Origin of the sequence: Thalassospira profundimaris (assembly GCF_003326795.1) — a bacterium.
Taxonomy (GTDB): domain Bacteria; phylum Pseudomonadota; class Alphaproteobacteria; order Rhodospirillales; family Thalassospiraceae; genus Thalassospira; species Thalassospira profundimaris_C.
In genome coordinates this window covers 147174-173519 of the sequence record NZ_JPWI01000005.1, presented here as the reverse complement: position 1 = coordinate 173519, position 26346 = coordinate 147174, and the positions used below count along the sequence as shown (strand labels likewise).

Annotated in this window: 25 protein-coding genes and 1 tRNA gene; 14 read left to right on the top strand and 12 right to left on the bottom strand. The window is 56.4% G+C overall.

What is annotated here, in order from left to right:
• Positions 1 to 41: 41 nt before the first annotated feature.
• Both TH30_RS09995 and TH30_RS09990 read right to left on the bottom strand, forming a co-directional pair.
• Positions 42 to 1058 (bottom strand): TRAP transporter substrate-binding protein, encoded by a 1017-nt coding sequence (locus TH30_RS09995; RefSeq protein ID WP_114097943.1) that lies wholly within the window; start codon positions 1056 to 1058, stop codon positions 42 to 44.
• A gap of 86 nt (positions 1059 to 1144) precedes the next feature.
• Positions 1145 to 2182, bottom strand: coding sequence for a C-terminal binding protein (locus TH30_RS09990; RefSeq protein ID WP_114098052.1), 1038 nt, complete (start codon positions 2180 to 2182; stop codon positions 1145 to 1147).
• Positions 2183 to 2358: 176 nt separating this feature from the next.
• Here TH30_RS09990 and TH30_RS09985 point away from each other — a divergent pair, with 176 nt between their 5' ends.
• Both TH30_RS09985 and TH30_RS09980 read left to right on the top strand, forming a co-directional pair.
• Positions 2359 to 3054, top strand: coding sequence for a GntR family transcriptional regulator (locus TH30_RS09985; protein WP_114097942.1), 696 nt, complete (start codon positions 2359 to 2361; stop codon positions 3052 to 3054).
• Between the two features lie 383 nt (positions 3055 to 3437).
• On the top strand, positions 3438 to 4409 hold the full coding sequence (locus tag TH30_RS09980) for a nucleoside recognition domain-containing protein (RefSeq protein ID WP_114098051.1): 972 nt from the start codon (positions 3438 to 3440) through the stop codon (positions 4407 to 4409).
• Between the two features lie 25 nt (positions 4410 to 4434).
• Here the strand turns inward: TH30_RS09980 and TH30_RS09975 are convergent, their stop codons facing one another.
• Together TH30_RS09975 and TH30_RS09970 are read right to left on the bottom strand one after the other, a co-directional pair.
• Positions 4435 to 5625 carry an alpha/beta fold hydrolase gene (locus TH30_RS09975; RefSeq protein ID WP_258548680.1) on the bottom strand — a complete coding sequence of 397 codons (1191 nt, stop codon included), beginning with the start codon at positions 5623 to 5625 and terminating at the stop codon, positions 4435 to 4437.
• Positions 5516 to 6373, bottom strand: a complete 858-nt coding sequence (locus TH30_RS09970) for a hypothetical protein (RefSeq protein ID WP_114097940.1) — start codon at positions 6371 to 6373, stop codon at positions 5516 to 5518. Before TH30_RS09970 ends, TH30_RS09975 begins: the two co-directional genes overlap by 110 nt.
• A gap of 314 nt (positions 6374 to 6687) precedes the next feature.
• Between TH30_RS09970 and phaR the strand changes: the two genes are divergently transcribed.
• Positions 6688 to 7308, top strand: coding sequence for a polyhydroxyalkanoate synthesis repressor PhaR (gene phaR, locus TH30_RS09965; protein ID WP_114097939.1), 621 nt, complete (start codon positions 6688 to 6690; stop codon positions 7306 to 7308).
• An 849-nt stretch (positions 7309 to 8157) separates the two neighbouring features.
• Positions 8158 to 8553, top strand: a complete 396-nt coding sequence (locus tag TH30_RS09955; protein WP_114097937.1) for a helix-turn-helix domain-containing protein — start codon at positions 8158 to 8160, stop codon at positions 8551 to 8553.
• Positions 8554 to 8703: 150 nt separating this feature from the next.
• Here TH30_RS09955 and proB read toward each other — a convergent pair whose 3' ends face one another.
• The 4 genes from proB to rplU all read right to left on the bottom strand — a co-directional run bounded on the left by proB (position 8704) and on the right by rplU (position 11642).
• Positions 8704 to 9834, bottom strand: coding sequence for a glutamate 5-kinase (proB, locus tag TH30_RS09950; protein ID WP_114097936.1), 1131 nt, complete (start codon positions 9832 to 9834; stop codon positions 8704 to 8706).
• Positions 9831 to 10868 (bottom strand): GTPase ObgE, encoded by a 1038-nt coding sequence (gene obgE, locus TH30_RS09945; protein ID WP_114097935.1) that lies wholly within the window; start codon positions 10866 to 10868, stop codon positions 9831 to 9833. The genes proB and obgE overlap by 4 nt, the downstream gene beginning before the upstream one ends.
• A 166-nt stretch (positions 10869 to 11034) precedes the next feature.
• The gene (gene rpmA, locus TH30_RS09940) at positions 11035 to 11295 is read right to left on the bottom strand and encodes a 50S ribosomal protein L27 (RefSeq protein ID WP_008889409.1); all 261 of its coding nucleotides are present in this window, start codon (positions 11293 to 11295) and stop codon (positions 11035 to 11037) included.
• Positions 11296 to 11330: 35 nt separating this feature from the next.
• The gene (gene rplU, locus TH30_RS09935; RefSeq protein WP_114097934.1) at positions 11331 to 11642 is read right to left on the bottom strand and encodes a 50S ribosomal protein L21; all 312 of its coding nucleotides are present in this window, start codon (positions 11640 to 11642) and stop codon (positions 11331 to 11333) included.
• Between the two features lie 459 nt (positions 11643 to 12101).
• Between rplU and TH30_RS09930 the strand changes: the two genes are divergently transcribed.
• Positions 12102 to 12191: transfer RNA gene (locus TH30_RS09930), tRNA-Ser, on the top strand.
• Between the two features lie 76 nt (positions 12192 to 12267).
• Here TH30_RS09930 and mntR read toward each other — a convergent pair.
• Positions 12268 to 12696 (bottom strand): manganese-binding transcriptional regulator MntR, encoded by a 429-nt coding sequence (mntR, locus tag TH30_RS09925; RefSeq protein ID WP_114097933.1) that lies wholly within the window; start codon positions 12694 to 12696, stop codon positions 12268 to 12270.
• 141 nt (positions 12697 to 12837) lie between these two features.
• Between mntR and TH30_RS09920 the strand changes: the two genes are divergently transcribed.
• From TH30_RS09920 to TH30_RS09900, 5 genes are all read left to right on the top strand, one after another.
• On the top strand, positions 12838 to 13812 hold the full coding sequence (locus TH30_RS09920; RefSeq protein ID WP_114097932.1) for a metal ABC transporter solute-binding protein, Zn/Mn family: 975 nt from the start codon (positions 12838 to 12840) through the stop codon (positions 13810 to 13812).
• 59 nt (positions 13813 to 13871) lie between these two features.
• Positions 13872 to 14672 carry a metal ABC transporter ATP-binding protein gene (locus TH30_RS09915; RefSeq protein ID WP_114097931.1) on the top strand — a complete coding sequence of 267 codons (801 nt, stop codon included), beginning with the start codon at positions 13872 to 13874 and terminating at the stop codon, positions 14670 to 14672.
• A 49-nt stretch (positions 14673 to 14721) separates the two neighbouring features.
• Positions 14722 to 15942, top strand: a complete 1221-nt coding sequence (locus tag TH30_RS09910; protein WP_114097930.1) for a metal ABC transporter permease — start codon at positions 14722 to 14724, stop codon at positions 15940 to 15942.
• Entirely contained in the window at positions 15939 to 16889 is a 951-nt protein-coding gene (locus tag TH30_RS09905) for a metal ABC transporter permease (RefSeq protein WP_114097929.1), read from the top strand. The genes TH30_RS09910 and TH30_RS09905 overlap by 4 nt, the downstream gene beginning before the upstream one ends.
• 92 nt (positions 16890 to 16981) lie before the next feature.
• On the top strand, positions 16982 to 17938 hold the full coding sequence (locus TH30_RS09900; protein ID WP_114097928.1) for a hypothetical protein: 957 nt from the start codon (positions 16982 to 16984) through the stop codon (positions 17936 to 17938).
• Between the two features lie 4 nt (positions 17939 to 17942).
• Here TH30_RS09900 and TH30_RS09895 read toward each other — a convergent pair whose 3' ends face one another.
• Positions 17943 to 19010 (bottom strand): siderophore-interacting protein, encoded by a 1068-nt coding sequence (locus tag TH30_RS09895; protein ID WP_114097927.1) that lies wholly within the window; start codon positions 19008 to 19010, stop codon positions 17943 to 17945.
• 201 nt (positions 19011 to 19211) lie between these two features.
• On the opposite strand from TH30_RS09895, the gene TH30_RS09890 reads away from it, so the two are divergent.
• The 4 genes from TH30_RS09890 to TH30_RS09875 all read left to right on the top strand — a co-directional run bounded on the left by TH30_RS09890 (position 19212) and on the right by TH30_RS09875 (position 23812).
• A complete protein-coding gene (locus TH30_RS09890; protein ID WP_114097926.1) occupies positions 19212 to 20066 on the top strand; it encodes a GNAT family N-acetyltransferase in 855 nt (284 codons plus the stop codon).
• Positions 20067 to 20553: 487 nt separating this feature from the next.
• Positions 20554 to 21321 carry a motility protein A gene (locus TH30_RS09885; RefSeq protein ID WP_114097925.1) on the top strand — a complete coding sequence of 256 codons (768 nt, stop codon included), beginning with the start codon at positions 20554 to 20556 and terminating at the stop codon, positions 21319 to 21321.
• A 39-nt stretch (positions 21322 to 21360) separates the two neighbouring features.
• A complete protein-coding gene (locus tag TH30_RS09880) occupies positions 21361 to 22266 on the top strand; it encodes an OmpA family protein (RefSeq protein WP_114097924.1) in 906 nt (301 codons plus the stop codon).
• Positions 22267 to 22321: 55 nt separating this feature from the next.
• Positions 22322 to 23812: a pentapeptide repeat-containing protein gene (locus tag TH30_RS09875; protein ID WP_114097923.1), complete on the top strand. Its 1491-nt coding sequence runs from the start codon at positions 22322 to 22324 to the stop codon at positions 23810 to 23812.
• Here the strand turns inward: TH30_RS09875 and TH30_RS09870 are convergent.
• Both TH30_RS09870 and mutL read right to left on the bottom strand, forming a co-directional pair.
• On the bottom strand, positions 23809 to 24324 hold the full coding sequence (locus TH30_RS09870) for a GNAT family N-acetyltransferase (RefSeq protein WP_114097922.1): 516 nt from the start codon (positions 24322 to 24324) through the stop codon (positions 23809 to 23811). The genes TH30_RS09875 and TH30_RS09870 overlap by 4 nt on opposite strands.
• 8 nt (positions 24325 to 24332) lie before the next feature.
• Positions 24333 to 26294, bottom strand: coding sequence for a DNA mismatch repair endonuclease MutL (gene mutL, locus TH30_RS09865; RefSeq protein WP_114098050.1), 1962 nt, complete (start codon positions 26292 to 26294; stop codon positions 24333 to 24335).
• Positions 26295 to 26346 lie beyond the last annotated feature (52 nt).

The window sequence follows — 26346 nt, the reverse complement described above, 5'->3', positions numbered from 1 at the left end:
GGAGAGGTCCGGGCGCATCACCTGCGCCCGGAAGCATCCTGTCAGTTCAAGAGACCTTGGGATTTCAGATATTCGGTCAGCAAGTCATAGACCTTTTGCGCATTCTCGGAGCTTGCAGCGACTTTTGACCACTGGCCCATGGCAATAGCGCGGAATTTTGCGCGTTCTTCTGCCGGCCAGTTATGCACGGTGATCGAAGGATCTGCGTTGGCTTCTGCCACCGCTTTCAGGTCATTCATTGACAGTCTGGCCACCGCATCCTGGGCAAAGTCACGTACCGAAACGGTCATGATTTCTTGCAGGTCTTCGGGCATCGAGTTCCATTTTTCGAGGTTCATGGCCACTTCGACCAGCGGCATGGAATGGAAACCCGGATAGACGGGGTGAACTGCGACCTTGTGCAGGCCCTGCTGGTGGTTGGTTGAGAACACCGTGGAATCGGCGGCATCAATCACACCTTTATCAAGGGACGTGTAAACCTCGGAATAAGGCAGGTTCACCGGGACAGCCCCCGCGGCGGCAAAGACTTCCTGAATGAGGCCTTCGGGTGCGCGGACTTTCAGACCTTTAAGATCGGCAACACCATCCAGCGGACGGTCAGAAACAAAACCTTCAAGGCCGGTTGTCGTCGCACCGACAAAATGCAGGCCATAGGGCCCTTCAAGTTCGTTCATCAACTCGTACCCGCCACCATAATTGATGAAGCGGAACATTTCGTCGGGCGAGGCCCATGCACCGATCGGGTTGGCGATCAGACCGAATGCCGGGTCCTTACCAGAGAAATAGCTTACATCGGTGACATGACCATCGAGAATACCGGCACCGACAGCTTCCTGAGTTTCGTTATATTCCACGACCGAGCCAACGGGTAGAAGTTCAATGGCAATGCGCCCGCCCGACATTTTGTGAACGCGTTCGGTCCATTCTTTCTGAATAGCGAAGTTGGGATTTCCGGCCGGATCAACCGACTGGAAAGTAAGATCAAATTCCTGAGCTGTTGCGGCTGTGCCGCTAAGCATAAGGACGGCGAGAGCTATTTTCAGATGTGTTCGTTTCATTATATTTTCCTCCCTGTTTACGGCATGTTTTGGTGATCCCATGCCTTTGGACCATTTCGTAAGCAGGATTGCAGGGCGCGCCAAAATCAGGCTGCGCCACTGAAACGTTTTTGCGCCGGTGCATTGACGAGGTTACGCAGCGAGCCGTCCCGCAGATATTGCATCGCCGTTTCAACCGAGAGACGGCGGGCATCAGCGACACTTTCCGGGCTCGACCATGCGGCATGAGGCGTCAAGAACAGTCTTTCGCCAACAATCGGGTCTTTGCCATTGGCATAGGCCAGGGCAATGGCGTCTTCAGGTGCTGGCGGCTCTACCGGTAGCACATCAATACCGGCACCGGCTATCGTGCCGCTGCGCAAGGCATCAAGCAAAGCGTCAATATCGACAATTGCGCCACGTGCAGTGTTGATCAGAAGTGCATGGGGCTGCATCAAGGCCAGCCGTTCCGCATTGATCATCTTGTGGCTTTCGGTTGTCAGCGGGCAATGCAAGCTGACCACATCACTTTGCGAAAGAAGATCTTCAAGACGGTCACAGCGGTCAACACCGACGGCGATTTCCGTTCCCCTGGACACCAGCGGATCGTATGCCAGAACGCGCATGCCAAATGCCTTTGCCCGCAGTGCTGCGGCAATGCCAATGCGCCCAAGACCAACAACCCCGAATGTTTTACCGCGAAGGCGCGCCAGTAACGGAGCACGGGCGTGGTCAAAACCGACGCGCGGCGAGTCCATCAGGTTCCTGTGGTAGGAGTTGATGCCACGGCGCATGGTCAGCATCAAGGCAATGGCATGATCGGCGACCTCGCTTGTGCCGTAGTCCGGCGTATTGCACACAGGAATGCCCGCCTCGGCTGCCGCATCAAGATCAATGTGATCAAAACCCACACCGGCACGCACGATGATCCGGCAGCGATCAAGCTTTGCAATCACCGCACGGGTGACTGGCATTTCATGCCAAACAACCATCGCATCGCACTTGCCCAGCACATCGGCCGGAATGTTTTCAGGTAAACGTTCCCGGTAAATATCCCAATCGACCTGGTCGCCAGATGTGCGGCGCTCGATCTGCGCATCGTCCGGATATTGGGCATCGGGTGTGAGTAGGCGGAAGCGAGACATATGGACCTCTTCGGGGTTCGTCGGCATCAGGTATCGTTGAATTGTCATTCTAGAATTCTAGAATTTTAATTCCTTGTCAACATTGTTTTTTTGGTGTTTGATAGCCGAACAAAATCATGGGATTGATGGCAAATGGTGCCATCACGCAACTGATCTGAAATTCGAAGGAGAGTGCCGTGTCGCTCACTCAGGAAGCTTGTGAACGACTTCGCGATGCAATCGTGTCGGGCAAATTGGAATTTGGCGAACGGTTGTCCGAGGAACAGATTGCCCGTGCGCTTGGCATGAGCAAAGCGCCTGTCCGCGCGGCATTCACAGACCTGCGCGACATGGGACTGGTCAGCATTGTGCCGCAGGCAGGGACTTATGTGTTCACACCCACGCCGCAGGAAGTCAAAGAAATGAGCCATTTCCGCGCAATGCTGGAGCGCGAGGCGCTTGGCAGTGCGCTGGCGCGTGATCCTGACGGTCTTGTGCATGGGCTTTCCGCTGCGATCGCGCAAATGCAGCATGCTATTGATGTTGATGAATTCACACTCTATAGCCGCGCGGATAGTGCCTATCACCGGGTAATCCTGCATCACGCCGGTAACCGTTATCTGGAAAAGGCTTATGATCTGACGGCGACTGCGCTGGAAGCTTTGCGTGCCCATTTACAATCGGGCGAAGGGGATTTCTGGCAAAGATCCTTTGCCGAGCATACGCAGATGCGCGACCTGATGGCGAACCGCCTGTTTGATGATGCCCAGGCGCTGCTGGAAGAACATATTCTGGTGATCAACCGGTCGATTTCATTGCCGTCTGCGAACATCAATCAGCGCACCAAAAGCCGCCGACGCACCGATGAAGAATATGCCTCCTTGCTTTCGTAATCGCCTTTGGCGCGCTTTCAGGAAACCCGACATCATATCTCCCCTTCCGGGTGTTTGATCCCTGCTTGCGGGGCCTTTGCGCAATCTGGCAGCGCTATTTCATCACTCTGCGCTTCTATATTGCGCATCTTTACGCAAATTCGCCGACCATCGTGCCGTTGCGCGTGGCATGATCGGCGCTGTCAAACACCCTCGCCCACCAGCGACGAATTATCGCCGACAGGTTTGAAAAGCCTGTCAAAGAACGTAATGGACAGACCGGCATCTTTGCCCCAGAGATGCCGGGACGACTTTTGATCGCCCCGACAGGCCCCACCCGCCCGACGCCCGAACGGCATGCGGCGGATCTTGCACGATGGACAGAAGCCCCGATGACACGCGCCATGCAACGTTATGTTTTTCATCTGATCAATCGCAGCCAGCAGCTTTTTGTCACCCTGGTGAAGGTCATGCTGCCGGTGATGATCATTGTCCGCATTGCCGAGGAATTTGGCGCGATTGAAGTGGCGTCCGATCTTTTGACCCCGGTCATGGCGTTGATCGGACTGCCGCCAGAAGCCGGGATCATCTGGGCGACCTGTGCGCTGGTCAGTATGTATGGGGCGGTTGGCGCATTCATCGGGCTTTCGGCCCATCTTGATATGACCGCCGCGCAGCTGAGCGCACTTTGCGCCATGATGCTGTTTGCCCACGGGCTTCCGGTCGAACAGGCGATTGTCAAACGTGCCGGTGCCAGCCTGATTGCCACCACCGCCCTTCGGGTCGGGGCAGCCATCGGGTATGGCGCGCTGGTGACATGGGTCAGCAATATGACCGGCTGGCTGTCCGAACCGGTTGATTTTTCATGGATGGCAGGCAGCGACGTTGCCCAAGCCGCAACCGGCCTTGCCGGATGGGGTGACTGGGTCGTTCAGACCATCAAATCACTGATTGTCAGCTTTGTGGTGATTACCGGGCTTCTGGTTGTGCTTGATGTCATGAAGGTCACCGGCCTGACCGACAAATTCACCCTTGCCCTGTCACCGATCCTTCGGGTTTCGGGCCTGTCGCGTGAAGTTGCACCGGTCACGACCATTGGCGTGTTGCTGGGTCTTACATTTGGCGGGGCGCTGATCATTGATGATGCGCGCAAGAACAATTACCCGCCGCGTACACTTTTCCTGTCGCTGAGCTGGTTGTCGCTGTCGCATTCCCTGATCGAGGATACGGCGATCATGCTGGCCCTTGGTGCAGATATCTGGGTGGTGCTGGTCGGGCGGGTGATCCTGACATTGATCATCATCGCCCTTCTGGCCCGCCTGACCATCCGGTGGGATCGCAAATCCGATGAACTGGTGACAGATACACCGGGGTGACTGTGTCGCCGGGTTGAGGCAGCGATCATGGCCCGGCGAGCCATTTTGTCACCGGTTCCCATGTTGATTTTTCCGCGCGCGAGCCGACCATCATGCCGATGTGACCGGCCGATGGATGAAGCTCGGTCCGCAATTCTTCCGGGAAGACATCAAACAGGGCCTGCGCACTTTCGGGCGGAACGATGCGGTCATTTTCCGGAATGACTGCCAGCACCGGACAGGACAAATCCGCCGGGTTGATATCGATCCCGTCAATCTGCCATTCGCCCTTGGCCGGTTTGTTTTCCACATACCAGCCGATCAGGCAATCAATCGACACCCGGCGTGTTAAGGGCACGCCATCATTCAGCCAGTCTTCAAGGGCGACAAAGTCCTGAGCCTTGGCCGAAGCGGATGCCATTTTTTCGAAGCGGCGGAACTTTTCGCCGATCATGAAGGGATCGAGGCTGGCAAACAGGCTTTGCAGTACATCGACCGGCAGGGTGTCGTGAATGGCCAGCATATGGGGAAGCGATGGCGCAAAGGCCGCAGCAATACGCGACTGGGTCGGCCCGGCGGCCATGAAGTCCCATGGCGTTGCCAGCAGGACAAGTTTTGACACCTGTGCCGGGTCCAGAAGCGTTGCCGCCAATGCCAGAACCCCGCCCATGCAATAGCCGACCAGCGGCACCGGGCCGCCATTCATGTCAGCGACATCCTGAAGGATAGTGACCAGACGGGCGGCGATATAATCATCAAGGCCAAAATTGGCCTCGTCCATGCCGGGATAGCCCCACTCGACCAGAAGCGGCCGATAGCCACATTTGGCAAGATAGCGGGCAAAGCTGCGCTTTTCATTGAGATCAAGGATATAGCCGCGATTAACCAGCGACGGGACCAGAAGGACAATCTTGCCCGGTTTCTGATCCTTTTTCGGGGTCAGCCCGCCATAATCATAAACGCAGGTCGATCCGTCTTCCCAGATGACGGGGATGTCCTTGCGCACGTCATCCCGCGGCCGTTGATAGGGATGGCGCTGATAGGCCCGCACGCCGTCATGAAACCCGGCATGCCGGTCAAAGGCAACACGATCAAGCGCCTGGGCAATGTCATCGGGATGGAAGGCCTCAATCTCGTTCAGGAGGCTTTCCGCCTGTTCCTTCAGTTCCGGCTTCCAGGGCAGCAATTGTTTCAGAAAGATCGGCAATGCGGCGCGCGAGCTGAGCCAGCTCGTCATCTCGACTGCCATGTGCATCGGAAGCGGCCTTGGCCCCGCCCGCTTCTTGCTTTGTCTTTTTGGTGGAAGCGGCTTTTGTTTCAGTGGACTGATCATTCTTCCCCTGCCCCTTTGCAGCATTTTTTGCAGCGCGCGTCTTTTTCGTGCTTTTGGTCGATGGCGTTTCACCGGCACTGTCAGCATCTGTACCGGCGCCGTTCGCAGGCGGTGTTGCGGACGGTGTTGCAGACGGGGCCTCGCCCTTATCGCTTCCTGCCCCGGTCATGCTTTTCATACCGGTCATGCCTGCCATCGCTGCCATATTGGGCGGGAACGGCATGGCACCCGGGAACGGTTGGGTTGGCAGGTCGCGCGCGGCCTTTGCCATCTGATCCATCATCGCCATCAGCGGATTGGCATTGCCCATCGCCCCGGCAAACGGATTGTCAGCCCCCATCGTGCCCAGACCAGCATTTGCCGCACCAGCGTTGAACGTACCGGCATTGACCGGCTGGCCCATGGCCATCTGCCCGATCAGCTTGCCCCAGGCTTCGAACCCTTCGCCCATGCGCGTGGTATCGGCACCGAGCGATGCATAAAGACGCCCGATGGCACTTGCCGCATCGGCGCCATCGGCGGTCGCGGCGACCTGTTCACGCCACAGGGCGAGAAAACGGGTGGCGAGCTGTTCGAGTATTTCATCATCGGATGATGATGGCGGCCCGTCACTTTGGTCCGGGCTGTCGGGGTGATCCGGGTCGGTGGTCATTGGCGACACCTTTTTTGTTCCCTGATGAGAAGCCTTTGTATCAGGAAATACTATAGATCGTTACCCGGCGGGGGAAAGGAAATCCCGTGCTGCGCAGCAACAAACCGTATCGCAAGTTGTTTTTCGCACCGCACTTCGCGTTGAATACTGGACACATTGGAAAAATCGCGGCACTCTTGTCGTCTTCTGAGCGAATGCAAAATCGAAAATGCTGCGCAACATCGTAAATTGTGCACACGCAAATCAGGCGAAATACATCGCCAAACAAGTTCGCCAGACGAACGTCCGGGAAACAGGGAAGCAGGAAAAACGCCATGACCACCAAGAAATCAGATGATCAGGACCGCATCGTAATCAAGAAATATGCGAACCGTCGCCTTTATAACACCGCGACCAGTTCCTATGTGACGCTTGATCACCTTTCCCAGATGGTCAAGGACAATACCGACTTTGTGGTTTATGACGCCAAATCGGGCGAGGACATTACCCGTCCGGTTCTGACCCAGATCATCGTCGAGGAAGAGAACAAGGGGCAGAACCTTTTGCCGATCAGCTTCCTGCGTCAATTGATCGGGTTCTATGGCGACAGCCTTCAGGGGCTTGTGCCAAGCTATCTTGAACAGGCGATGCGCGCCTTTGGACACAATCAGGAACAGATGCGCGAATATATGCAGGGCACCATGCAGGGCATTTTCCCGTTTGGCCAGTTCGAGGAAATGAACAAGCAGAACATCGCGCTGTTTGAACAGACCATGAAGATGTTCTCGCCGTTCCTGCAGGAAAATGAAAATGGCGGCCAGCCAGGTGCGACACCGACCAAGCCAGCAGCCCCGGCGAGCGCGCAGTCCGATGCTTCGCTCAATGAGCTGAAAAGCCAGCTTGAAGCCATGCAGGCGCAGCTTAACAGCCTGGCAGGTGGCAAAACCGACAAATAAGATCTGATCAGACCGATCACGGAATTTCCAGGGGCGGGGTTGCCAAAGGCACCTCGCCTTTTTTGTTGCCTGCATCCCGATATCAAGGGGCGTTGCCAACGCCCCTGATCGCGCGGTTGTTCTTCACGCTGTGCCAACCGCAGGATCGCCAAGATGTGACTCGACCCAACCGCCAATACGGCACCAATCCTGCATAAACTTTTTGTTAACCCTTTTAACCCGCCCGGCAGCGCCGCAAGGCGGCAATTTTTGCCGGGTATAGACCGGAAACGCATGGAGTCCCGAACAAGACAGGCAGTTTTTAACCCCGAACGCTAAAATGACATGACCGCGATCACTCCGATACCCATGCAACCGGCCCGCAGGAATCCGTCTGCGAGTACCGGAACGGATGGTCCTGCCGGGATCGGACACCAACAACTTGCGCGCATTTCGCCTGTCAGGGAAATCACGCAGAATGGTGGCGCGTGGCTGCAACCCCATGATCTTGTGGGCAGTGCAGCATTCTGGACCCAGCTTTTGGGGCAACTTTTACCTCAGGAAAACCTTTTGCAACCGCCGGTCATTCAGGAAATGCATGCCAGCTATGCACGGCACTCCAAACCATACAGCGTAGAAACCAACGTCTTTTTTTCGCCTTCTGCACTAGACAAAGACAGCTCAATTGACCTATATAGCTAGCTTCTGGCGGATTGCTGTAAAGATTATCTGACCAAAGTTCAGATACGGGTCATCAAATCGCAGCGCTAATTTGGTGCTGCGACGGGGTGGTCATTGGGCATAAATCAAACAAGCTCAACAGCATCCAAAGTGGGGATCTATAACTGGCGGTTGATAACGGATTATAAAATGACTGAGATTGCTGAACTCGAAGAACCGAAGCGCGCAAACCGCGCTACTGACACTGATCGTTATGTTGGTCAGCGTATTCGTGAACGTCGCATCATGCTGGGCCTTTCCCAGCAGCAGATGGCCGACCTGATCGGCGTCACCTACCAGCAGGCCCACAAGTATGAGCGCGGTATCAACCGTATCTCTGCCGGTCGTCTGTATGAAATCTCCCAAGTCCTGGGTGTTCCGGTCAGCTATTTCTACGAAGGCCTTGATGGCAATCAGGAAACCGAGCTTAACGCACGTCAGCGCATGTGCCTTGAGCTGGCGCGCAACTTCGCGAGCATCAAGCATGAAAAACATCAGGAAGCCCTGAGCCAGATGGCTCGTGCTCTTGCTGATCAGGCTGCCTGAGTTCGTTCCGAACTTCAGTGCCACCGTTAAAAAGGCTGCCCCTGTAAAAGCGGGCGGCCTTTTTTTTATGACTGCCTGACCAAGACAAACCCGGGCATAAAAAAAGGGGACACAAACGCATCCCCTTTGATCATCAGATAACGATATGGTCTAACTTCCGAGCATCACCAGATCATCGGAATGGATCACGGCATTGCCACGGGTAAAGCCAAGGGTGGCTTCGATATCGCCCGATGCATGGCCCATCAGAAGACGGGTTTCTTCCGCACCATAGGATGTGATACCGCGCGCAATCTCTGCACCATCAGCATCAAGGACGCGCACCGCATCCCCATGCTTGAAGCGGCCGTCAACACCGGTAATCCCGGCAGCCAGAAGATTCTTGCCTGCGGCCATTGCCTTGGCCGCACCGGCATCGACAATGATAGCGCCTGTGGCCTTGAGCGAGGTCGCAATCCAGTGACGGCGTGCCGCAAGCGGGCTTTCGCTTGGCAGGAAGACGGTATTGGGTGCGCCGTCAAGCTGGGCTTTCAGCGGATGATAGATGGTGCCACGTGCGATAAACATGCGGCACCCGGCCTTCATGGCGATTTCAGCGGCCTGAAGCTTGGTGACCATCCCGCCGGAGCTGTACATGGTCGGCGCGACACCCGCCATATCAAAGATTTCCGGGGTCAGTTCGCGGACTTCGGGGATCAGGGTCGCATCCGGGTTCTTGCGCGGATCGGCGGTATAAAGACCGTCGATGTCAGACAGCAACACCAGCGTATCGGCCGAGATCATATGGGCAACCTTGGCGCCAAGACGATCATTATCGCCAAAGCGGATTTCCTCGGTCGCGACCGTATCGTTTTCATTGATCAGCGGCACCGCACCACGGGCCAGAAGCGCATTGAGCGTGCCGCGCGCATTGAGGTAACGCCGACGGCCTTCCATGTCCTCAAGGGTCACCAGCACCTGCGCCATGGTCAGGCCGTTGCGGCCCAAGGCTTCCTGCCAGACCTGTGACAGGCTGATCTGGCCGGTAGCAGCAGCGGCCTGCTTGTCGGCAAGGCTGATCGTACGGTGATCAAGGCCGAGCAAACGACGCCCAAGGGCAATCGCACCACTGGAGACCACAATCACCTCGACCCCGCGTTCACGGAGATGGGCGATATCGTCTGCCAGTGCCTCAAGCCAGGCACGGCGCAGCTTGCCGGTATTTTCATCGACCAGAAGGGCCGAGCCGACCTTGATGATCAGGCGTTTTGCATCACTTAACGAAGCGTGCTGGGTGCTCACGGCTGGAACCCCTCATCCTCGCGACCTTCCATGATGCGGCGTTCGCGTTCGCCATCGATATAGGCACGAATTTGACGGTGGATATCCTTGATGCCCTGCTGGGTCACACCGGAAACCACATAGACCTTTTTGCCGATGCCCTTTTCAAGGATCTGGCGCTGTTCCTCGACCATTTCCGGCAGGAGCTGATCGGCCTTGGACAGAACAACGATCTCGGGCTTGTCGATCAGGATATCGGCATAGCTTTCAAGCTCTTCGCGCACGGTCTGATAGGTTGCGACCGGGTCTTCCTCGGCACAGTCGATCAGATGGACCAGAACTTCGCAGCGTTCGATATGACCAAGGAAACGGGTCCCGATGCCCTTGCCTTCGGAAGCCCCTTCGATCAGGCCGGGAATATCGGCCAGAACGAATTCCTTGTCATCGATGCTGACGACGCCAAGCTGCGGATGCAGGGTGGTGAAAGGATAATCGGCGATTTTCGGACGCGCATGCGAGGATGCGGCAAGGAAGGTCGATTTCCCGGCATTTGGCAGACCGACCAGACCGGCATCGGCGATCAGCTTCAGACGCAACCAGACCCACATTTCCTCGGCCGGCCAGCCTTCTTCGGCACGGCGCGGCGCCTGGTTGGTGGAGGATTTGAAATGGGTGTTGCCACGACCACCATCCCCACCACGGCAGAGCATATAGGTCTGCCCCGGCTCGATCATGTCTACAATCAGGGTTTCACGGTCTTCGGCCAAAACCTGTGTGCCGACCGGGACCTTGATCGTGATGGATTTGCCTGACCGACCGGTGCGCTGACGGCCCATGCCATGCATGCCGACTTCGGCCTTGAAATGCTGCTGATAGCGGAAATCGATCAGGGTGTTAAGGTTTTCGACCGCCTCAAGAACGATGTCGCCCCCGCGACCGCCATCACCGCCATCCGGGCCACCATACTCGATAAATTTTTCACGGCGGAAGCTGACCGAACCGGCACCGCCGCGGCCACTGCGCACATAAATCTTGGCTTCATCGAGAAACTTCATAACCGGTCCTTTGGGCTGCGCCCGCTTTTTGGATATTGGCACCCCGGCGCGCGGTGATCGCGCATCAACAGGGCGTAAAATTCATATAACACATAAAACAAGGGAGGAATGATTGCTCATTCCTCCCTCGAAAATCTTGCTACGTATGGCGTAGCCGACGGGAGGCTTACGCCTCTGCCGGAACGACGGTAACGTAGGTACGACCCTTGAAGCCCGACTTGAACTGGACAGAACCGTTCACAGTCGCAAACAGGGTGTGGTCTTTGGCGAGGCCAACATTGTCACCGGCATGGAACTTGGTGCCACGCTGACGAACGAGGATGTTGCCTGCTACAACTGCCTGACCACCGAATTTTTTAACGCCGAGACGGCGACCTTCGGAGTCACGACCGTTGCGCGAACTACCACCAGCTTTCTTATGAGCCATGAAACTCTCCTAAAACTGCATCTCAACCTGATAAATCAGGCGTTGATGTCCTTGATGCGCAGAACAGTCAGGTTCTGGCGATGACCATTTTTACGACGGTAGTTATGCCGGCGCTTTTTCTTGAAAACGATCACCTTGTCGCCCTTGGCCTGCTCGAGAACTTCTGCAGTGACAGAAGCACCTTTGACCAACGGAGCACCAACTTTCGGCGCACCGTCGCCAGCAACCATGAGAACTTCTTCAAGTTTCACGGTGTCACCAGCCTGGGCAGCGATCTTTTCGACTTTGATAACGTCGTTGGCAGCAACTTTATACTGTTTGCCGCCAGTTTTGATGATTGCGTACATCTAAAAGTTCCTGAAAAACATTCTGGAAACACAAACGCGCAGCTCGGTGCCGCTGCTAACAGATACCGAACCGCTGCGAAGAACGGGTGAATTACCTTTTTTGGCCCACCGAGTCAACTGCAAAGCGATGCAAACCCGCAAGTTCCCCGGCAATTGGCCCCCAATTAGCAGGGAGCGTGCCCTGTATAAAATGCATGGCTTGGCGCAAGCGCTCACCATTCATTGCCGCCAACATAAAACCCGGCTTTCCGGTAAAGCGAACCAACGCAGCCCCAAACCGCAGCCAAACGCCCCGCGACAATCGACAAGATCGTTTTCAACCGCGCCTGTTGGCAGAGGCGCCGCCAGATCAGGGCAATATGCGAAAAGCGCAAAAGAGTCACCGAATTTGCGTTTTCCCTCTTGCAATATCGCCCGAGGACCGTTAAACACCGCGTCGAACGCCAAGACCACACATGCGGAGAGGTGCCGGAGTGGTCGAACGGGGCGGTCTCGAAAACCGTTGTACTAGCAATAGTACCGTGGGTTCGAATCCCACCCTCTCCGCCATTTTCCCAAGTAATTCAACCAACCTGTTTATTTGTGCAGACGCGATGCTTTCAGCCTTCGCGCCAAAACAAACAGCTCAGGTTTTGGCTACTTTCTCAAACACCCTCAACGTCTCTTCGCTGACATGGTGCTCGATCCCTTCGGCGTCGAATTCCGCGATTTCGGGGTCGATGCCAATCGAGACTAGGAAGTTATAGACGATCCGGTGGCGTTCGCGACATTTTTTGGCGAGGGTTTCGCCTTTTTCTGTCAGGAAAATTGACCGGTACGGACGGGACGTGACAAAGCCGTCGCGCTCCAGGCGCTTGATGGTGTTATTGACCGTGGCCGCCGTCACGCCAAAGCGTTCGGCAAGGGCGACAGAGCGGGCCTCGCCTTCCTCGGCGATCAGGTCACCGATCATTTCAACATAATCCTCGGTCACTTCGCGGGCATGCGCATCACGCAAACGGGCAAAGACTTCGGCCTTGTTGTGACGCGGGTTAACCGCCGTATCGTCGCCCATTGATCTCTCCAAAATCTGTCCCGAAACCCTTCATAACAACTAAGATTGCAAAAATCAATTTAGCCTTGACTAACTTTAAAAGTCCGCACATAAATAGTGGATATTTGCTGGAGTGATTTCAATTTGCTTTCAGGACCGTCAATGAGCCTTTTCCGATCCGCCCGCACCCTGTTCCTGACCGCAGGCCTCCTTGTTTTCGGAGCGCTGAGCACCCTTGGTCATGCGAAAGCCAAACCGATCAATGTGGTTGCCACCACCTCGATGATTGCCGATGCCGCCCGCCAGGTCGCTGGGGATCGTGCAGAGGTCAAGGCGCTGATGGGTCCCGGTGTTGATCCGCATTCCTATCGCCAGACCCGAAGCGATATTGCCGCCATGGCGCGTGCCGATCTGGTTCTGTGGCACGGACTGTATCTTGAAGCGCAGCTTGAAGAATTCTTCCTTGATCTGGAAAAGCGCCGCAATGTCGTCGCGGTTGGCGAAGCCGTCGACAAATCAAAACGTCTGAGCCATGCCGAATATGAGGGGCGCTATGACCCGCATGTCTGGATGGATCCGCAATTGTGGGAAACCGTTGTTTATGCGGTGCGCGATGCCCTGATCAAGACCGATCCGGAAGGCGAAGCCACCTATCGCGCCAATGCGGACAAGCATGTTGCCGATATCGCAAAGCTGATCGATTACATGAAGACCGTGACCGTCACCGTGCCGGAAAAAAGCCGGGTTCTTCTGACCGCGCATGATGCATTCAGCTATTTCGGGCGCGGCTATGATTTCGAAGTTCTGGGCATTCAGGGCATCTCAACAGAATCCGAAGCAGGCCTTCGCCGGGTCGAGGAACTGGTCAACACCATTGTCGATCGCAAGATTTCCGCCGTATTTGTCGAAAGCTCGGTCCCGGAACGCAATGTGCGCGCCCTGATCGAAGGGGCCGAAGCCCGCGACCAGAAGGTCGTGATTGGCGGCACGCTATTTTCCGATGCAATGGGTGAACCCGGTACGTATGAGGGCACTTATATCGGCATGATTGATCACAACGTCACCCTGATCACCCGCGCCCTTGGTGGTAATGCCCCAGAAGGCGGTTTTCAGGGCAAGCTGGCCGCAGCATCGTGAGACAATGATATTCTAGCGTCCCCGAAACCACGCACGCACACGGAAACAAGGAAGCCCCCATGAGCAATGCCAAACTGGTTGCAGAGTCCGGCAAGATACTTGATGTCGCGCCCAAGGATGCACCGCTTACCGTGCGCGGGCTGACGGTTTCCTATGGCAACAAGCCGGCGGTTTTTTCGGTGGATGCCTCGATCCCGGCCGGATCCATGACCGCGATCATCGGTCCGAACGGTGCGGGCAAATCCACATTCCTTAAAGGTGCGCTTGGTGTTGTGCCGCGCCTGTCTGGTGAAGTCCGGATATTTGGCAAACTGTTTGCCGAGGCCCGCGACCGGGTAGCCTATGTGCCCCAGCGCGCCAGCGTTGACTGGGATTTCCCCGCCCGCGTCATTGATGTTGTCCTGATGGGGCTTTACGGATCGGTCGGGCTGTTCCGTTTGTGGCAATCGCGCCACCGTGAACAGGCCATGGAATGCCTGGAACGCGTTGGCATGGCAGATTTCGCTGACCGCCAGATCGGCCAGCTTTCCGGCGGTCAGCAGCAGCGCGTGTTTCTTGCGCGCGCCCTGGCACAAAATGCCGAGTTTTATCTGCTTGATGAACCCTTTGCCGGGGTCGATGCCGCCACCGAACGCGCGATTGTTTCCGTACTTAAGGAATTAAAGACCGAAGGGCGCACCGTTGTCTGCGTGCATCACGATCTTTCGACCGTGCCGGAATATTTTGACCGCGTGCTTCTGATAAATGTCCGACGCATTGCCGAAGGTCCGGTCGAAACCACCTTTACGGCCGAAAACCTTCAGGAAACCTATGGCGGACGTCTGGCCGCCACCCATATCGACGAATTGCATCTGGCCTGAGACACGCCACGAAAAACCGAGACGCCAGACAGACCCCCGGGACCCCGACATGAGTTTTCTGGATTATTTCATAAGCGCCCTGTTCCTTCAGGCCGGATATAACAGCGCCCTTGTCGCCATCGGTGCCGGGTTGCTTGGCCTGTCTGCCGGCAGTGCCGGGGCATTTATCTTTCTGCGCAAACGCGCCCTTGTTTCCGATGCCATCAGCCATGCCACCCTTCCCGGGGTCGGGATTGCCTTCATGATCATGGTGGCGTTCGGCAGTGATGGCAGGTGGCTTCCGGGGCTTATCATCGGATCAGCCATTTCATCAGCCATCGGGCTTTTGATGGTCGAATGGATCACGCGCAAAACCCGCCTGACCGAGGATGCAGCCATTGGCGCGGTGCTTTCGGTGTTTTTCGGATTTGGCATTGTCCTTTTGACAGTGATCCAGACCATGTCATCGGGCCGTCAGGCCGGGCTTGAAAACTTCCTTCTTGGCTCAACCGCCGGGATGCTGATTTCCGAGGCAACAACCATTGCCGTTGCCGGTGCGCTGGCTGCGGCTTTTGTATTCCTGTTACGCCGTCCGATGACGCTTGTGGCGTTTGATCCGGAATATGCCGCGACCACGGGCGTTAATGTGCGCAACATTGATCTGGCGATGATGGGGCTTGCCCTGATTGTGACCGTGATCGGGCTTAAGATTGTCGGTCTTATCCTGATTGTTGCGCTTCTGATCATTCCGCCGGTAACCGCGCGGTTCTGGACCAATCAGGTCGGGCTGATGATCGGGATTGCGGCAATCGTTGGCGGACTTTCGGGTTATATCGGTGCTGTTCTGTCGGCAGCCGAGGCATCGCTTCCGACCGGGCCGATCATTGTTCTGATTGCGTTTGGTTTCTTCCTGTTTTCAGCGCTGTTTTCACCCTTGCGCGGCGGGCTTGCTTCCGCCCTTCGTCATCAACGCTTTCAGCGCCGGGTTCATCGCCGCCAGGGATTGCTGTCGCTTGCCCGTCGCGAACCGATCTATGACGGGCTAACTCTCCGCATCCTGCGCCGGTCGGGCATGATCCGTCGTGACGGCGTTGCCACCGCACGCGGCCGGATTGCCGCCCAGAAGGCCGCCCGTGACGAAGCGCGCTGGGCAATTGCACGTCGGATGCTGCCCGATGATTCCGCCATTGAACGCTATGACGGCCTGACCCCGATTGAACAGATGATGACACCCGACCAGATCGCCGAGATTGATCGCATGATCGCAGCCCAGCAAGGAGCCAAGGCATGATTGATGATCTGATCACGGCCCTTGGCGCGGAATTCGTTCAGCTGAGCCTGACCCCGATTGTCATCGGCATTCTGGCCGCTGTAGCCTGCGCGCTTCCGGGCAATTTCCTGTTGCTGCGCCGTCAGGCCCTGATTGGCGATGCCATCAGCCATGTGGTTTTGCCCGGTATTGTCGGGGCCTTTCTGATAACCGGAACAATCACCGCCGTTCCGATGATGCTGGGTGCTGGTGTTGCCGCGATTGTTGCGGTCGTGATGATCGAGATCGTCAAACGTCTTGGCCGGGTCGAGCCGGGGGCAGCAATGGGGCTGGTCTTTACCACCCTGTTTGCCGCTGGTGTTCTGTTTCTGGAAATCACCGATACCAGTTCGGTACATATCGATGTGCAGCACGCACTTCTGGGCAATCTCGAAAGCCTGATCTGGTTTGATGCCGAAGGCTGGGGATCGCTTCTTGATCCTGTTGCCCTTTCGACCCTGCCGCCACAATTGCCACGCCTTGCCATCGTTCTGGTCGGGATCGGGTTGTTCATTCTGCTGTTCTGGAAAGAACTGAAAATTTCGACCTTTGATGCGGCCTTTGCCGAGGCAATCGGCATTCGTACCAGACTTTTAAGCTTTGCACTGGTTGTGGCCACCGCGATTGCCGCCGTGGCGGCGTTTGATGCGGTCGGATCGATCATTGTGATTGCGATGTTTGTCTGCCCGCCAGCCAGTGCGCGCCTGATGACCAATCAGCTTGGCCGTCAGGTGGGCTGGTCGGTCATCTTTGCTACCATTTCGGCCATTCTGGGATATGTCTTTGCCGGATACGGCCCGGGCTGGTTCGGGTCCCCCTTTGCAGTCAGTGCCGCGGGCATGATTGCCACCATTTCGGGGATCATCCTGATCCTGACCTGCCTGTTCGGGCCAGAGCGCAAACGCACCGGTCAACGCGCCGAGGCCTGATCTCGATCCGGATCATCCGGGCTATCGGGACCAAATGGCCTTGCCCGTGGTTTACTATCGTCTCCGGGCGTGATCGCAGCCATAATCACGGCATGAACAGATTTCATCTTTCCCTGATCACAATCCTGATGACGGCAAGTTTGGCGTGCGCGGTCACCGTATCCGCGCAGGCACAGGCACAGGCACAAGCACGCTTAACTGTCAGCGACAGGACAACGGACAGCATCGCCGCGGAACTTTTGCAGTTTGGCGATATTGATCTGTTTGTCTTTGCCAATCGGGCGGCGTTTCTGGCACGCATGGATGAAACGCTTGGCCTTGGCAATATCAGGGATCCGGACGCCACCTTTGCCAGCCTGCCACGATCCCCCTTTACCGTGACTGGGCGCAAGAATGGCAAACCGATTGCGTCCTGCCAGATTTTTGTTCCGGCCAATATCACCCCTGAAAGCGGCAATGAGATTTTTGCACAATTAATGCGTGGCTGGTTCGGGCCGCATCTGTCCTATGAAACCAGCGCCGGACTGACATATCGCTGGCTGATCTATCATGAAGTGCGCCACTGCAAGCCTGATCATTTTGGGGATGAGGATGTCAAAAGCCACAACGACGAGCTCAACGCCGATCTGTTTGCCTTTGACCAATTGGCAACCCCGGAAAATCGCGCCGCACTGGCCAGAGACATTATCGGCTTTCGCATCATCACATCAGCCCTGTTTGCCGATAAATCGCATATGACCGGGCTGTCCCTTAAATATGCGCTTGATCCCGAAGGCCGTGACCAAAACCCGGATAAGGCGGAGGAAATCGCTGCATTTGTGAACACACGCCAGATGATCGGCAATCAGGCCAGGGCGATTGCAGCACAGGCCACGCCAACCAGTCTGGAACTGATCCGGGCGATTACCGAGCTTCGGGAAAAATCAGAAGCCGGAACGCTACAATCCAATGATCCGCGTATGGGTGAAATCCTGATTGAACTCGACGATGCCATTGCCCGGTTTGCCCCCCGCCTTCATGCATCGGTCGCAACCAGACGCCCCGACTGATCAATCAGGCCCCGGTTTTACGCCAGAAGGTCATCGCGACACAGTCATCGCGCGACAGACCAAGTTCCTTGCGCCAGTAGGTATGGATCGGCTTGTAGTCCCCCTGCTCCACCCCGGCCCAGCAGTAGACCTTGCAACTATCCTTGGGCACATCAATGGCGCGGATCGCATCCTGGATCAGGCTGTGGGTGATTTCCGCGACACTGTCACGCAAAAGCCAGGTGACTTTGATCCGGCTTCTGGTGGCAACCGGGATGATGTCATCCTTGCTCCCGACCTCGATCAGGGCGTGCCCCGTCACATGTTCAGGCATTTCATTCAGATAGCGCCCAATGGCCGGAAGCGCTGTTTCATCACCTGCAAACAGGAACCAGTCGGCGTCGGGCAATTCATTACCAAGCGGTCCGGTCATGGCAACAAGGTCGCCCTCGGATGCATGAAGGGCAAAGGACGCCCCCGGCCCGTTATCACCATGCATGACGAAATCGACATCAATCCAGCCGGCATTCGCATCCATGCCGCGAATGGTATAGACGCGCTGTTCCACGGTGTCCTCGCCGCTTGGCCAGACCGGCAGACCGTTTTCGGCAAGGGTCGGCCATTTCGGATCGGGTTTGCCGCGTGGCGGGATCATCAGACGCACATGGATGCCATCCTGATCATAAGCACCCAGATCAACACCATGCAAACGCAGACGGCGCATATGCGGGGACAAATCCGTGATCTTGCCCACCGTCAGTTCACGAAAGTTCGGAAGCTTGCCATTGCCTTGCCCCGCACCTTTCCAGCGACAATCGATATTGGTGCCCGGTGCCGCCCCCTGAAGCAGGGAAAGGATCGCGGCCTTCATCTGCACCACGCCGACTTCGGTCGTCGCACCGACTTCTATATCAAGCCCGTCCTTGTCGCTTCGCAATTCGATATGCCCGATTGAAACCGAAATGCGTGTCGCGGTGTCATCACCCTGCACATCGCAATCATGACTTTTGTAATAATCTGCGGTCTGCCGGATCAGGGCGGCGCATTCAGGCAGCGCAATGCGCGTTGTCGCAGTCAGGATGGGCGAAGGCATATGGGCCTCAGGAAAGTTGATGTGGCGGGGAACTGTCGATGGCTATTGATAATAAAAATGATAGGCATTCTCAATAAAATTTATCAGGAATTTTGCCCGACCATGCTAGATGTGTATCGAAATCAACATTGTGCAGAACAGGATCAGGGTCCTGACCGCGCTCACCGACCTATCTGATTCCGGAAGATTGAAGATATCGACATGACAGACAAGATCCGCCGCCTGAAATCCTTTGAGTTTCCGCTTGCTGTTGAGTGGGCTGCCAATGAAGGCTGGAACCCCGGACTTTCCGACGCCGAGGTATTTTTCAATACCGATCCTGACGGTTTCTGGGCCGCCTTTGACAAACAGGGCATGGCTGCGGTGATTTCGGCCGTCCAATACAGTTCGGATTACGGCTTTGTCGGTTTTTATATCTGTCGCGAAGATCGTCGCGGATCGGGACTTGGTTACAAACTGTGGCAGACGGCACTGGAAAACAGTGTGATGAAAACCATCGGACTGGATGGCGTTGTCGATCAACAGGATAATTACCGCAAGTCGGGCTTTGAGCTTGCCCATCGCAATATCCGTTACGCAGGTATCATCACGGCCACAGAAACCGCCCTGCCGGAAGATATTTTCACGCTGAAGATTGATGATATTGCAGTTGTTGATGCCTTTGAGCAGACCTGCAATCTGTTTGGCGAAAGCCGCATCGAATTTCTGCGTGGCTGGCTGGGCAATGAAAATCACACCGCCCTTGCACTTAAGGGCCCGATGGGCCTTCGCGGTTACGGAGTCATTCGTCCCTGTAAACAAGGTCACAAGGTCGGGCCGCTTTTTGCCGCCAATCTTGAAGATGCCAGAACCCTGTTTGACGCTCTTTTGCAAAGCCGCAAAGATCAGAGTGACAAGGTCTATCTCGATATCCCCGAACCCAACCAGGCAGCCCGTGAACTGGTCGATGCCCATCAGATGGTTGCCGAGTTCGAAACCGCACGCATGTATAAGGGACCTGCGCCAACCCTTGACCTTGATATGACATTTGGCATTTCGTCATTCGAACTGGGATGATCGGGGATACGTAACGGGCCTGTCTTTAAGGATGGGCCCTTTGTGTATCTGCGGCCTGTCTAACCCCTGATCCGGTGGCGGTGTTGACCGTATCAAGGACATCCTCCTTCGTCTCCAGATCAAGTTCGATTATCCTTACGACTGGGTTGAGCCCGATGCGTATTTCTGGCAACAAACATTTAATGCCAAAGGTATAGCGCCTCCTAACCTGATGCCGTAATTTTACAATCGGGTGCTTCTTTTTGTTCGGGTGATTACGCGCGCGGATGCAGGAAGTTGTTACCCGGTTCTGGAAAACAGGTGATGGAAACCCAATTTTGTGGAGTGTAACAAACCTGAATTCCAATTCGGTGCGGTGCCGCCCAGATCATTTTGCTGGCGGGCCTCGTATGACAGTTCATTATTTCAATCACCATCGCGCGATGTCAGACCCTTTTTCAGACACGCTTCGAGCCAAAAGTTTTAACGCCGGATACAAAAAACCGACATGGATATAGCGACACTCATTGGGATCATCGCCGGGGCTGGCGTTATTTTTGGCGCCATCTTGATGGGCGGGAGCCTTGATTCATTTGTTGATGTGCCATCCATTATGGTTGTGTTTGGCGGAACCGCTGCGGCAACCCTGATCAAATTCCCGATGCGCGACGTGGTCAAGTCGCTCAAGATCGGGGTGGGGATCGCTTTCAAGAACCCCAAGGAAGACCCGCTTTCGATCTATGAAAAGGCGATTGAGCTGGCCGCTCTGGTGCGCAAAAACGGCCTGCTTGGTCTCGAGAATGTCGAAGTCGAAAACGAGATCATGGCGCGCGGCATCCGCATGTGTGTCGATGGCCATAGCGGCGAAGTGATCCGAAGCTCGATCTCGAGCGAAGTCGAAAAATCGATACAGAATGACGAGCTGGGTGAATTGATGTTCCGTGGCATTGGTGACACGGCCCCGGCTTTCGGGATGATCGGGACACTGGTCGGTCTGGTGCAGATGCTTGCCAACCTGTCCGATCCCGATGCCATTGGTCCGGCCATGGCGATTGCGATGCTGACCACATTCTATGGTGCGGTTCTGGCCAACCTGATTGCATTGCCGATTGCCGACAAGCTGGCCCTTAAGGTCGACCGGCTCCGCAATACCAAGCAGCTGATCATTGAATCGGTCGTTCAGATCCAGGCCAGCCAGAGCCCGATGGTCATGAAGGAAATTCTCGGTCCCTATCTTCCGGGCGGTGTCCCCGCCGACGAGGATGCAGGAGCATGATGATGGCCTCATCTGCGACACAGGTAACGGTCTAGGGCAATGGCAAAGAAACCCGCAGCAGGCGCACCGGCATGGATGGCGACATTCGCCGATCTTATGTCATTGCTGCTTGTGCTGTTCGTGCTGTTGCTGACCTTTGCCGAGATGGATGTTATTCGCTACAAGCAGATCGCAGGATCGGTAAAGGCTGCATTCGGCTTTTCCAAACAGGATCAGCTTGCCGGCGTGATCGAACTTGACGGATCGATCATGGGCAAGGCGCTTAAGGCCCCCACCCCGGACAGCCCGCGCGTTGTTTCCCAGATCCCGCAACCCGAAACGCCAAAAATCGAAATCGAGCAAACCGACACCAAGGAACAAAAGGCCGAAGCGCTTGAAGAAACGCTTGCCGGGGTTCTTAAAAATATGAGCCTTGATGATCAGGTCGGTCTGGAACGCATTGATGGCGAGGTCGTTATTCGCTTCCCGAACGAACTGGCCTTTCCATCGGGTTCTTCGGGCATGACCGAGGAATTCGCCGCCATCCTTAACCGTCTGGCACCCGTGATCAACCAGACCGAGGGCGAAGTCCTTGTCGCCGGGCATACCGATAACATCCCGGTTTCATCGTCATCACCCTATATTTCGAACTGGGACCTGTCAGCAGCCCGTGCGACATCGGTTCTGCATTTCCTGATTGACCAGAATAGCACTGATCCGCGACGCATGGTTATTCAGGGTTATGGCGACAGCCGCCCGATTGCCAATAACGACACGCCCGAGGGTCGTTCTGAAAACCGTCGCGTGGAAATCACGATCCAGATGGTTGAAACGAATGCCCCGGACGGTACAACAAATGGCGGCAATGGCGTAAAAGGGGCTGACGAAAGCAGCGCGAACAGCCAGAATAGTGGGTCTGGCTCTGCATTGCCGCGCCGTTCATTCAGTATTCCGTCCGCACAGTAATATCTGAATGTTTGCCTGCAACGGGGCGCGTTGCGAATAAAGGAAGTCGCGCATTATGGCGATCAAGGACAACAAGAAAAAAGCGATCCTGTATGCCGATTACAGTGAACGTAACATGCTTGCTGCCAAGGCCGCGATAGACCCGCTTGGCTTTGGGGAATTCCTTCATTGCGATGACCGCCAGAAGACTGTCGACCTTGTAGAGGAACGCCGTCCGGACCTGATTCTGGTCGGGCTGTATCTTGACGGAATGCGGGGTATCTCAACCATCCGGGCCATTCGTGATACGGCAACCGATGATGATCCTTATGGGCGCACAGTACCCGTCCTTCTGGGCGCACCCAAACTTGATCGGCGCGGAATGCGCGACGCGGTCGAAGCCGGGATCGAAGGTATTTTTCGTCAACCGGTTGATCCCCAGCGCCTGCGCAAGATCATCGAAACGGTGATGAAACTGCCTCGACGTTTTGTTCTTAAGGACAATTATTTCGGCCCGGCACGCCCAGAAGACCTTGCCGAAATGGGCATGGCAGCCCCCGCAGCCGGTTCATCGGCAATATCGCAAGGTACGGATGTCCCTGACACCCCGGACGACGATACGCCTGAAAATCCAGGCCGTCGCAAACGCGACCGCATCAAGGCGGCGCTGGCAGAATTACCGCCCCGGACCAATCCGGGCAAGCCAGCAGCGGTTGAGCCAAGGGAAATGCCAAGGGAAGCGCCAACGGCAAAGGTACATTCCGCCAAACCAGCCGGGTTGCCCGACGCCCCCAAATCCCCGATCACCGGCATTACTGGCAATCTTGAGCTTGCCGATCTCAAGCCACGCCTGAACGGGGCGGGTCAAAGTTTTGATGAAAGCGAACTTGTCGGCGGTAAACCAACCGCACGCGACAAGGATACCCATGCACGAAACATCAAGGCCGTGCAATCGGCCCGCGATGTGCTGGCACCTGCCTCGCCCAAACCCGAAGAAACCACCAACGACGTCGCAGAAGAACCGCTGGACGCGGATCGCGGTGACGATCCCGAAGAGCTGGTTGAAATTGACCTGCATGAAGCCCTGCGCAGTCACAAGCTTTGGGTCGACACGGGCGGCAAGGAAGGCGATGTCATGTCGATTGAACATGCCGATCTGCGTGAAGCCGAACTCGAAGGCATCGATCTTAGCCGTTGTGGCCTGCCCTTTGCCTGCTTCAAGCGTGCCAATTGCAAGGATGCGGTTTTCCGTCGCTGCAACCTGACCGCGGCCGACTTTGTACAAAGCAATCTCGACAATGCCAATCTGGCAGCTAGCCGCCTTTCCGGCGCAAAATTCAATGATGCGATGCTGCGCAATACGGTATTTCTGGGCTCCGACCTGTCGAATGCCAGTTTCCGGGGTCAGCAATTGCTAAATTGTGATCTGAGCGGCACCAACCTGGCCGGAACCGATTTCCGTGATGCCGATCTGACCGGGACACGCGGCCTGTTTGCCGAACAGATCCAACGCGCGCGCGTCAATGCCAATACCCGCCTGCCCCGTAACCTGAAACTGCGTGATTAATCAAGGTCGCAAACCATATGCAGGCTCGGAAAGGCGAAATCCGGGGCAAAGGGTGCTGCGAAATCGCCAATCACCCGAAAACCTCGCGATTCATAAAACCGTCTGGCCGAAAGTGTGGAATAGCATTCAAAACGTGTGACATTCTCAGACGCCTTGGCATCACGCACGCACCGATCAAACAGCATACTGGCGATACCCTTGCGGGCATATGCCGGATCGACCGCGAAATGCCGAACATGGGCCAGCCCTGATTGAACATCACCGTCCTTGCTGCCCGGTCGCACTGCCGTCCAGCCCCCGGCTCCAACGACATCGCCGGTTTCGGTCTTGGCCAGATAATAGGTCCCGGACGCCAGAAGATCCGGGTTGGCCTTTGCCAGAAAGGTCATCCCGCGTTCAAGGACTTCCAGCGCATAGTCATCGACCAGAAGCGCCGAATAGGAGCGCGCAAACAAGGCGCTCACTGCGGGTGCATCATCGGGGGTGGCGATATGAAGCGTGATACCAGCCATCTGCTTCCCTACCTGCGCCCGAACATCTTTTCGATGTCATTTAGCTTCAGTTCGACATAGGTCGGCCGACCATGGTTGCACTGACCGGAATGCGGGGTGGCTTCCATCTGACGCAACAGGGCATTCATTTCATCGGCATTCAGCTTGCGGCCCGAACGCACCGACCCATGACAGGCCATGGTGGCGCAGACATACATCAGCCGGTCCTTAAGCGCCATGCCCTGACCAAGCTCGGCAATCTCGTCGGCCATATCGCGGATCAGGGCACCAACATCCACCTTGCCCAGCATGGCGGGAACTTCGCGCACAACAATCGCGCCGGGTCCAAACGGTTCGATGACAAGACCCAGCTCTTCGAATTCTTCGGCGCGATCTGCGATGCGATCGGCAGATGCCTCGTCCAGTTCGACGACCTCGGGCAACAATAATCCCTGACGCTTGACCCCGCTGGCGGCAAGATCGGCCTTCATGCGTTCATAGACGATGCGTTCATGTGCTGCATGCTGATCGACAATGACAAGACCGTCTCGGGTCTGGGCGATGATATAGTTGGCGTGGACCTGCCCGCGTGCCGCCCCCAGCGGATGATCAACAAACTTGCCTTCATCAGCGATATTATCAATCCGTGCCGACGGTGCCGCCGCATCATAGCCACCTGACAGGGCCGCAGCCGCCGCAGCGGCAAAGCCGCCTTCCCCGGATGGGCCAGATGTGCCTGAGGGCGTCCCGGCAAAGTCACGCCCGCGATCAAACAGACCGCCATAGCCCGACTGCGATCCCATCGGGGCCTGTGCGGCATAATTGCGTTCAATTGCCGCGTGACCCGGGATACCTGGCTGATACTGGCCAATGTTAAAACCACTGCCACCACCACTGCGCGGGCCCCCACCATACGGAAGTGAGGGTCCCTCACCTTCGCGGCGAACAGCGCCGAGTGCCATATCGGCAACCGTGGTTGAGGCCCGGTGCCCGGCACCCGCCAATGCATGTTTCAGCGCCCCGACAATCAGCCCACGCACCAGCCCCGGATCGCGGAACCGCACCTCGGTCTTGCCGGGATGGACGTTGACATCGACATCGCGTGGCGACAGTTCAAAGAACAGGGCAAGCAACGGGTGACGATCACGTGCCAGGAAATCCTGATAGGCGCCACGCACCGCGCCTTGCAACAGCCGATCCTTGACCGGGCGGCCATTGACAAACATGAACTGCATCTGGGCATTGCCGCGATTGAGTGTCGGCACCCCGGCATAGCCGGTCAGGCGGATGCCTTCGCGTTCGGCTTCGATCTGAAGGGCGTTTTCCTGAAACTCGCGGCCCATCACCGCACCAAGACGTTTGAGGCGCGCATCAAACAGATCGCCTTCACAGGCCGGGTAATTCAGGATCGACTTGTTGCCATCCCCGGTCAGGGTAAAGCCGACATCGGGCCGCGCCATGGCAAGCCGGTCCATGATTTCGCGCGCATACATCTGTTCGGTGCGCGCGGTTTTAAGGAACTTCAACCGGGCCGGGGTGGCATAGAAAAGATCGCGGACTTCTACCCGGGTTCCGAACGGATGGGCGGCCGGTTCCGGTTCGCCCTTCGCCCCGCCTTCAATCGTCAATGACCATGCATTTTCCGCCCCGCGCACCCGGCTGGTCAGACGCATGCGCGACACCGACCCGATGGACGGCAATGCTTCGCCGCGAAAACCCATGAAACCGATATTGAACAGATCGTCGTCAGGCAGCTTGGAGGTCGCATGCCGTTCCACCGCAAGCGACAATTCCTCGGGTGTCATGCCCTTGCCGTCATCGGTGATCGACAAAAGCGTCCGCCCGCCATCGCGCAGATTGACGTCAACCCGTGTCGCCCCCGCATCCAGCGCATTTTCAACCAGCTCCTTGAGCGCCGCAGCCGGGCGTTCGACCACCTCACCGGCGGCAATCTGGTTGATCAGGTTCTGGGGCAGGACGCGCAGGGTCATGAAGGCAATGCTCGCGATGTTCGGATGGGTTGTCTTGGTTCGGATGAACCTA

What these genes read in the sequence shown, in the direction of transcription:
- TH30_RS09995 (WP_114097943.1), bottom strand. Translation starts at nt 1,058, where the DNA reads ATGAAACGAACACATCTGAAAATAGCTCTCGCCGTCCTTATGCTTAGC.
- TH30_RS09990 (WP_114098052.1), bottom strand. Translation starts at nt 2,182, where the DNA reads ATGTCTCGCTTCCGCCTACTCACACCCGATGCCCAATATCCGGACGAT.
- TH30_RS09980 (WP_114098051.1), top strand. Translation starts at nt 3,438, where the DNA reads ATGCAACGTTATGTTTTTCATCTGATCAATCGCAGCCAGCAGCTTTTT.
- TH30_RS09975 (WP_258548680.1), bottom strand. Translation starts at nt 5,625, where the DNA reads ATGACGAGCTGGCTCAGCTCGCGCGCCGCATTGCCGATCTTTCTGAAA.
- TH30_RS09970 (WP_114097940.1), bottom strand. Translation starts at nt 6,373, where the DNA reads ATGACCACCGACCCGGATCACCCCGACAGCCCGGACCAAAGTGACGGG.
- phaR (WP_114097939.1), top strand. Translation starts at nt 6,688, where the DNA reads ATGACCACCAAGAAATCAGATGATCAGGACCGCATCGTAATCAAGAAA.
- TH30_RS09955 (WP_114097937.1), top strand. Translation starts at nt 8,158, where the DNA reads ATGACTGAGATTGCTGAACTCGAAGAACCGAAGCGCGCAAACCGCGCT.
- obgE (WP_114097935.1), bottom strand. Translation starts at nt 10,868, where the DNA reads ATGAAGTTTCTCGATGAAGCCAAGATTTATGTGCGCAGTGGCCGCGGC.
- rpmA (WP_008889409.1), bottom strand. Translation starts at nt 11,295, where the DNA reads ATGGCTCATAAGAAAGCTGGTGGTAGTTCGCGCAACGGTCGTGACTCC.
- rplU (WP_114097934.1), bottom strand. Translation starts at nt 11,642, where the DNA reads ATGTACGCAATCATCAAAACTGGCGGCAAACAGTATAAAGTTGCTGCC.
- mntR (WP_114097933.1), bottom strand. Translation starts at nt 12,696, where the DNA reads ATGGGCGACGATACGGCGGTTAACCCGCGTCACAACAAGGCCGAAGTC.
- TH30_RS09920 (WP_114097932.1), top strand. Translation starts at nt 12,838, where the DNA reads ATGAGCCTTTTCCGATCCGCCCGCACCCTGTTCCTGACCGCAGGCCTC.
- TH30_RS09915 (WP_114097931.1), top strand. Translation starts at nt 13,872, where the DNA reads ATGAGCAATGCCAAACTGGTTGCAGAGTCCGGCAAGATACTTGATGTC.
- TH30_RS09910 (WP_114097930.1), top strand. Translation starts at nt 14,722, where the DNA reads ATGAGTTTTCTGGATTATTTCATAAGCGCCCTGTTCCTTCAGGCCGGA.
- TH30_RS09905 (WP_114097929.1), top strand. Translation starts at nt 15,939, where the DNA reads ATGATTGATGATCTGATCACGGCCCTTGGCGCGGAATTCGTTCAGCTG.
- TH30_RS09900 (WP_114097928.1), top strand. Translation starts at nt 16,982, where the DNA reads ATGAACAGATTTCATCTTTCCCTGATCACAATCCTGATGACGGCAAGT.
- TH30_RS09895 (WP_114097927.1), bottom strand. Translation starts at nt 19,010, where the DNA reads ATGCCTTCGCCCATCCTGACTGCGACAACGCGCATTGCGCTGCCTGAA.
- TH30_RS09890 (WP_114097926.1), top strand. Translation starts at nt 19,212, where the DNA reads ATGACAGACAAGATCCGCCGCCTGAAATCCTTTGAGTTTCCGCTTGCT.
- TH30_RS09885 (WP_114097925.1), top strand. Translation starts at nt 20,554, where the DNA reads ATGGATATAGCGACACTCATTGGGATCATCGCCGGGGCTGGCGTTATT.
- TH30_RS09880 (WP_114097924.1), top strand. Translation starts at nt 21,361, where the DNA reads ATGGCAAAGAAACCCGCAGCAGGCGCACCGGCATGGATGGCGACATTC.
- TH30_RS09875 (WP_114097923.1), top strand. Translation starts at nt 22,322, where the DNA reads ATGGCGATCAAGGACAACAAGAAAAAAGCGATCCTGTATGCCGATTAC.
- TH30_RS09870 (WP_114097922.1), bottom strand. Translation starts at nt 24,324, where the DNA reads ATGGCTGGTATCACGCTTCATATCGCCACCCCCGATGATGCACCCGCA.
- mutL (WP_114098050.1), bottom strand. Translation starts at nt 26,294, where the DNA reads ATGACCCTGCGCGTCCTGCCCCAGAACCTGATCAACCAGATTGCCGCC.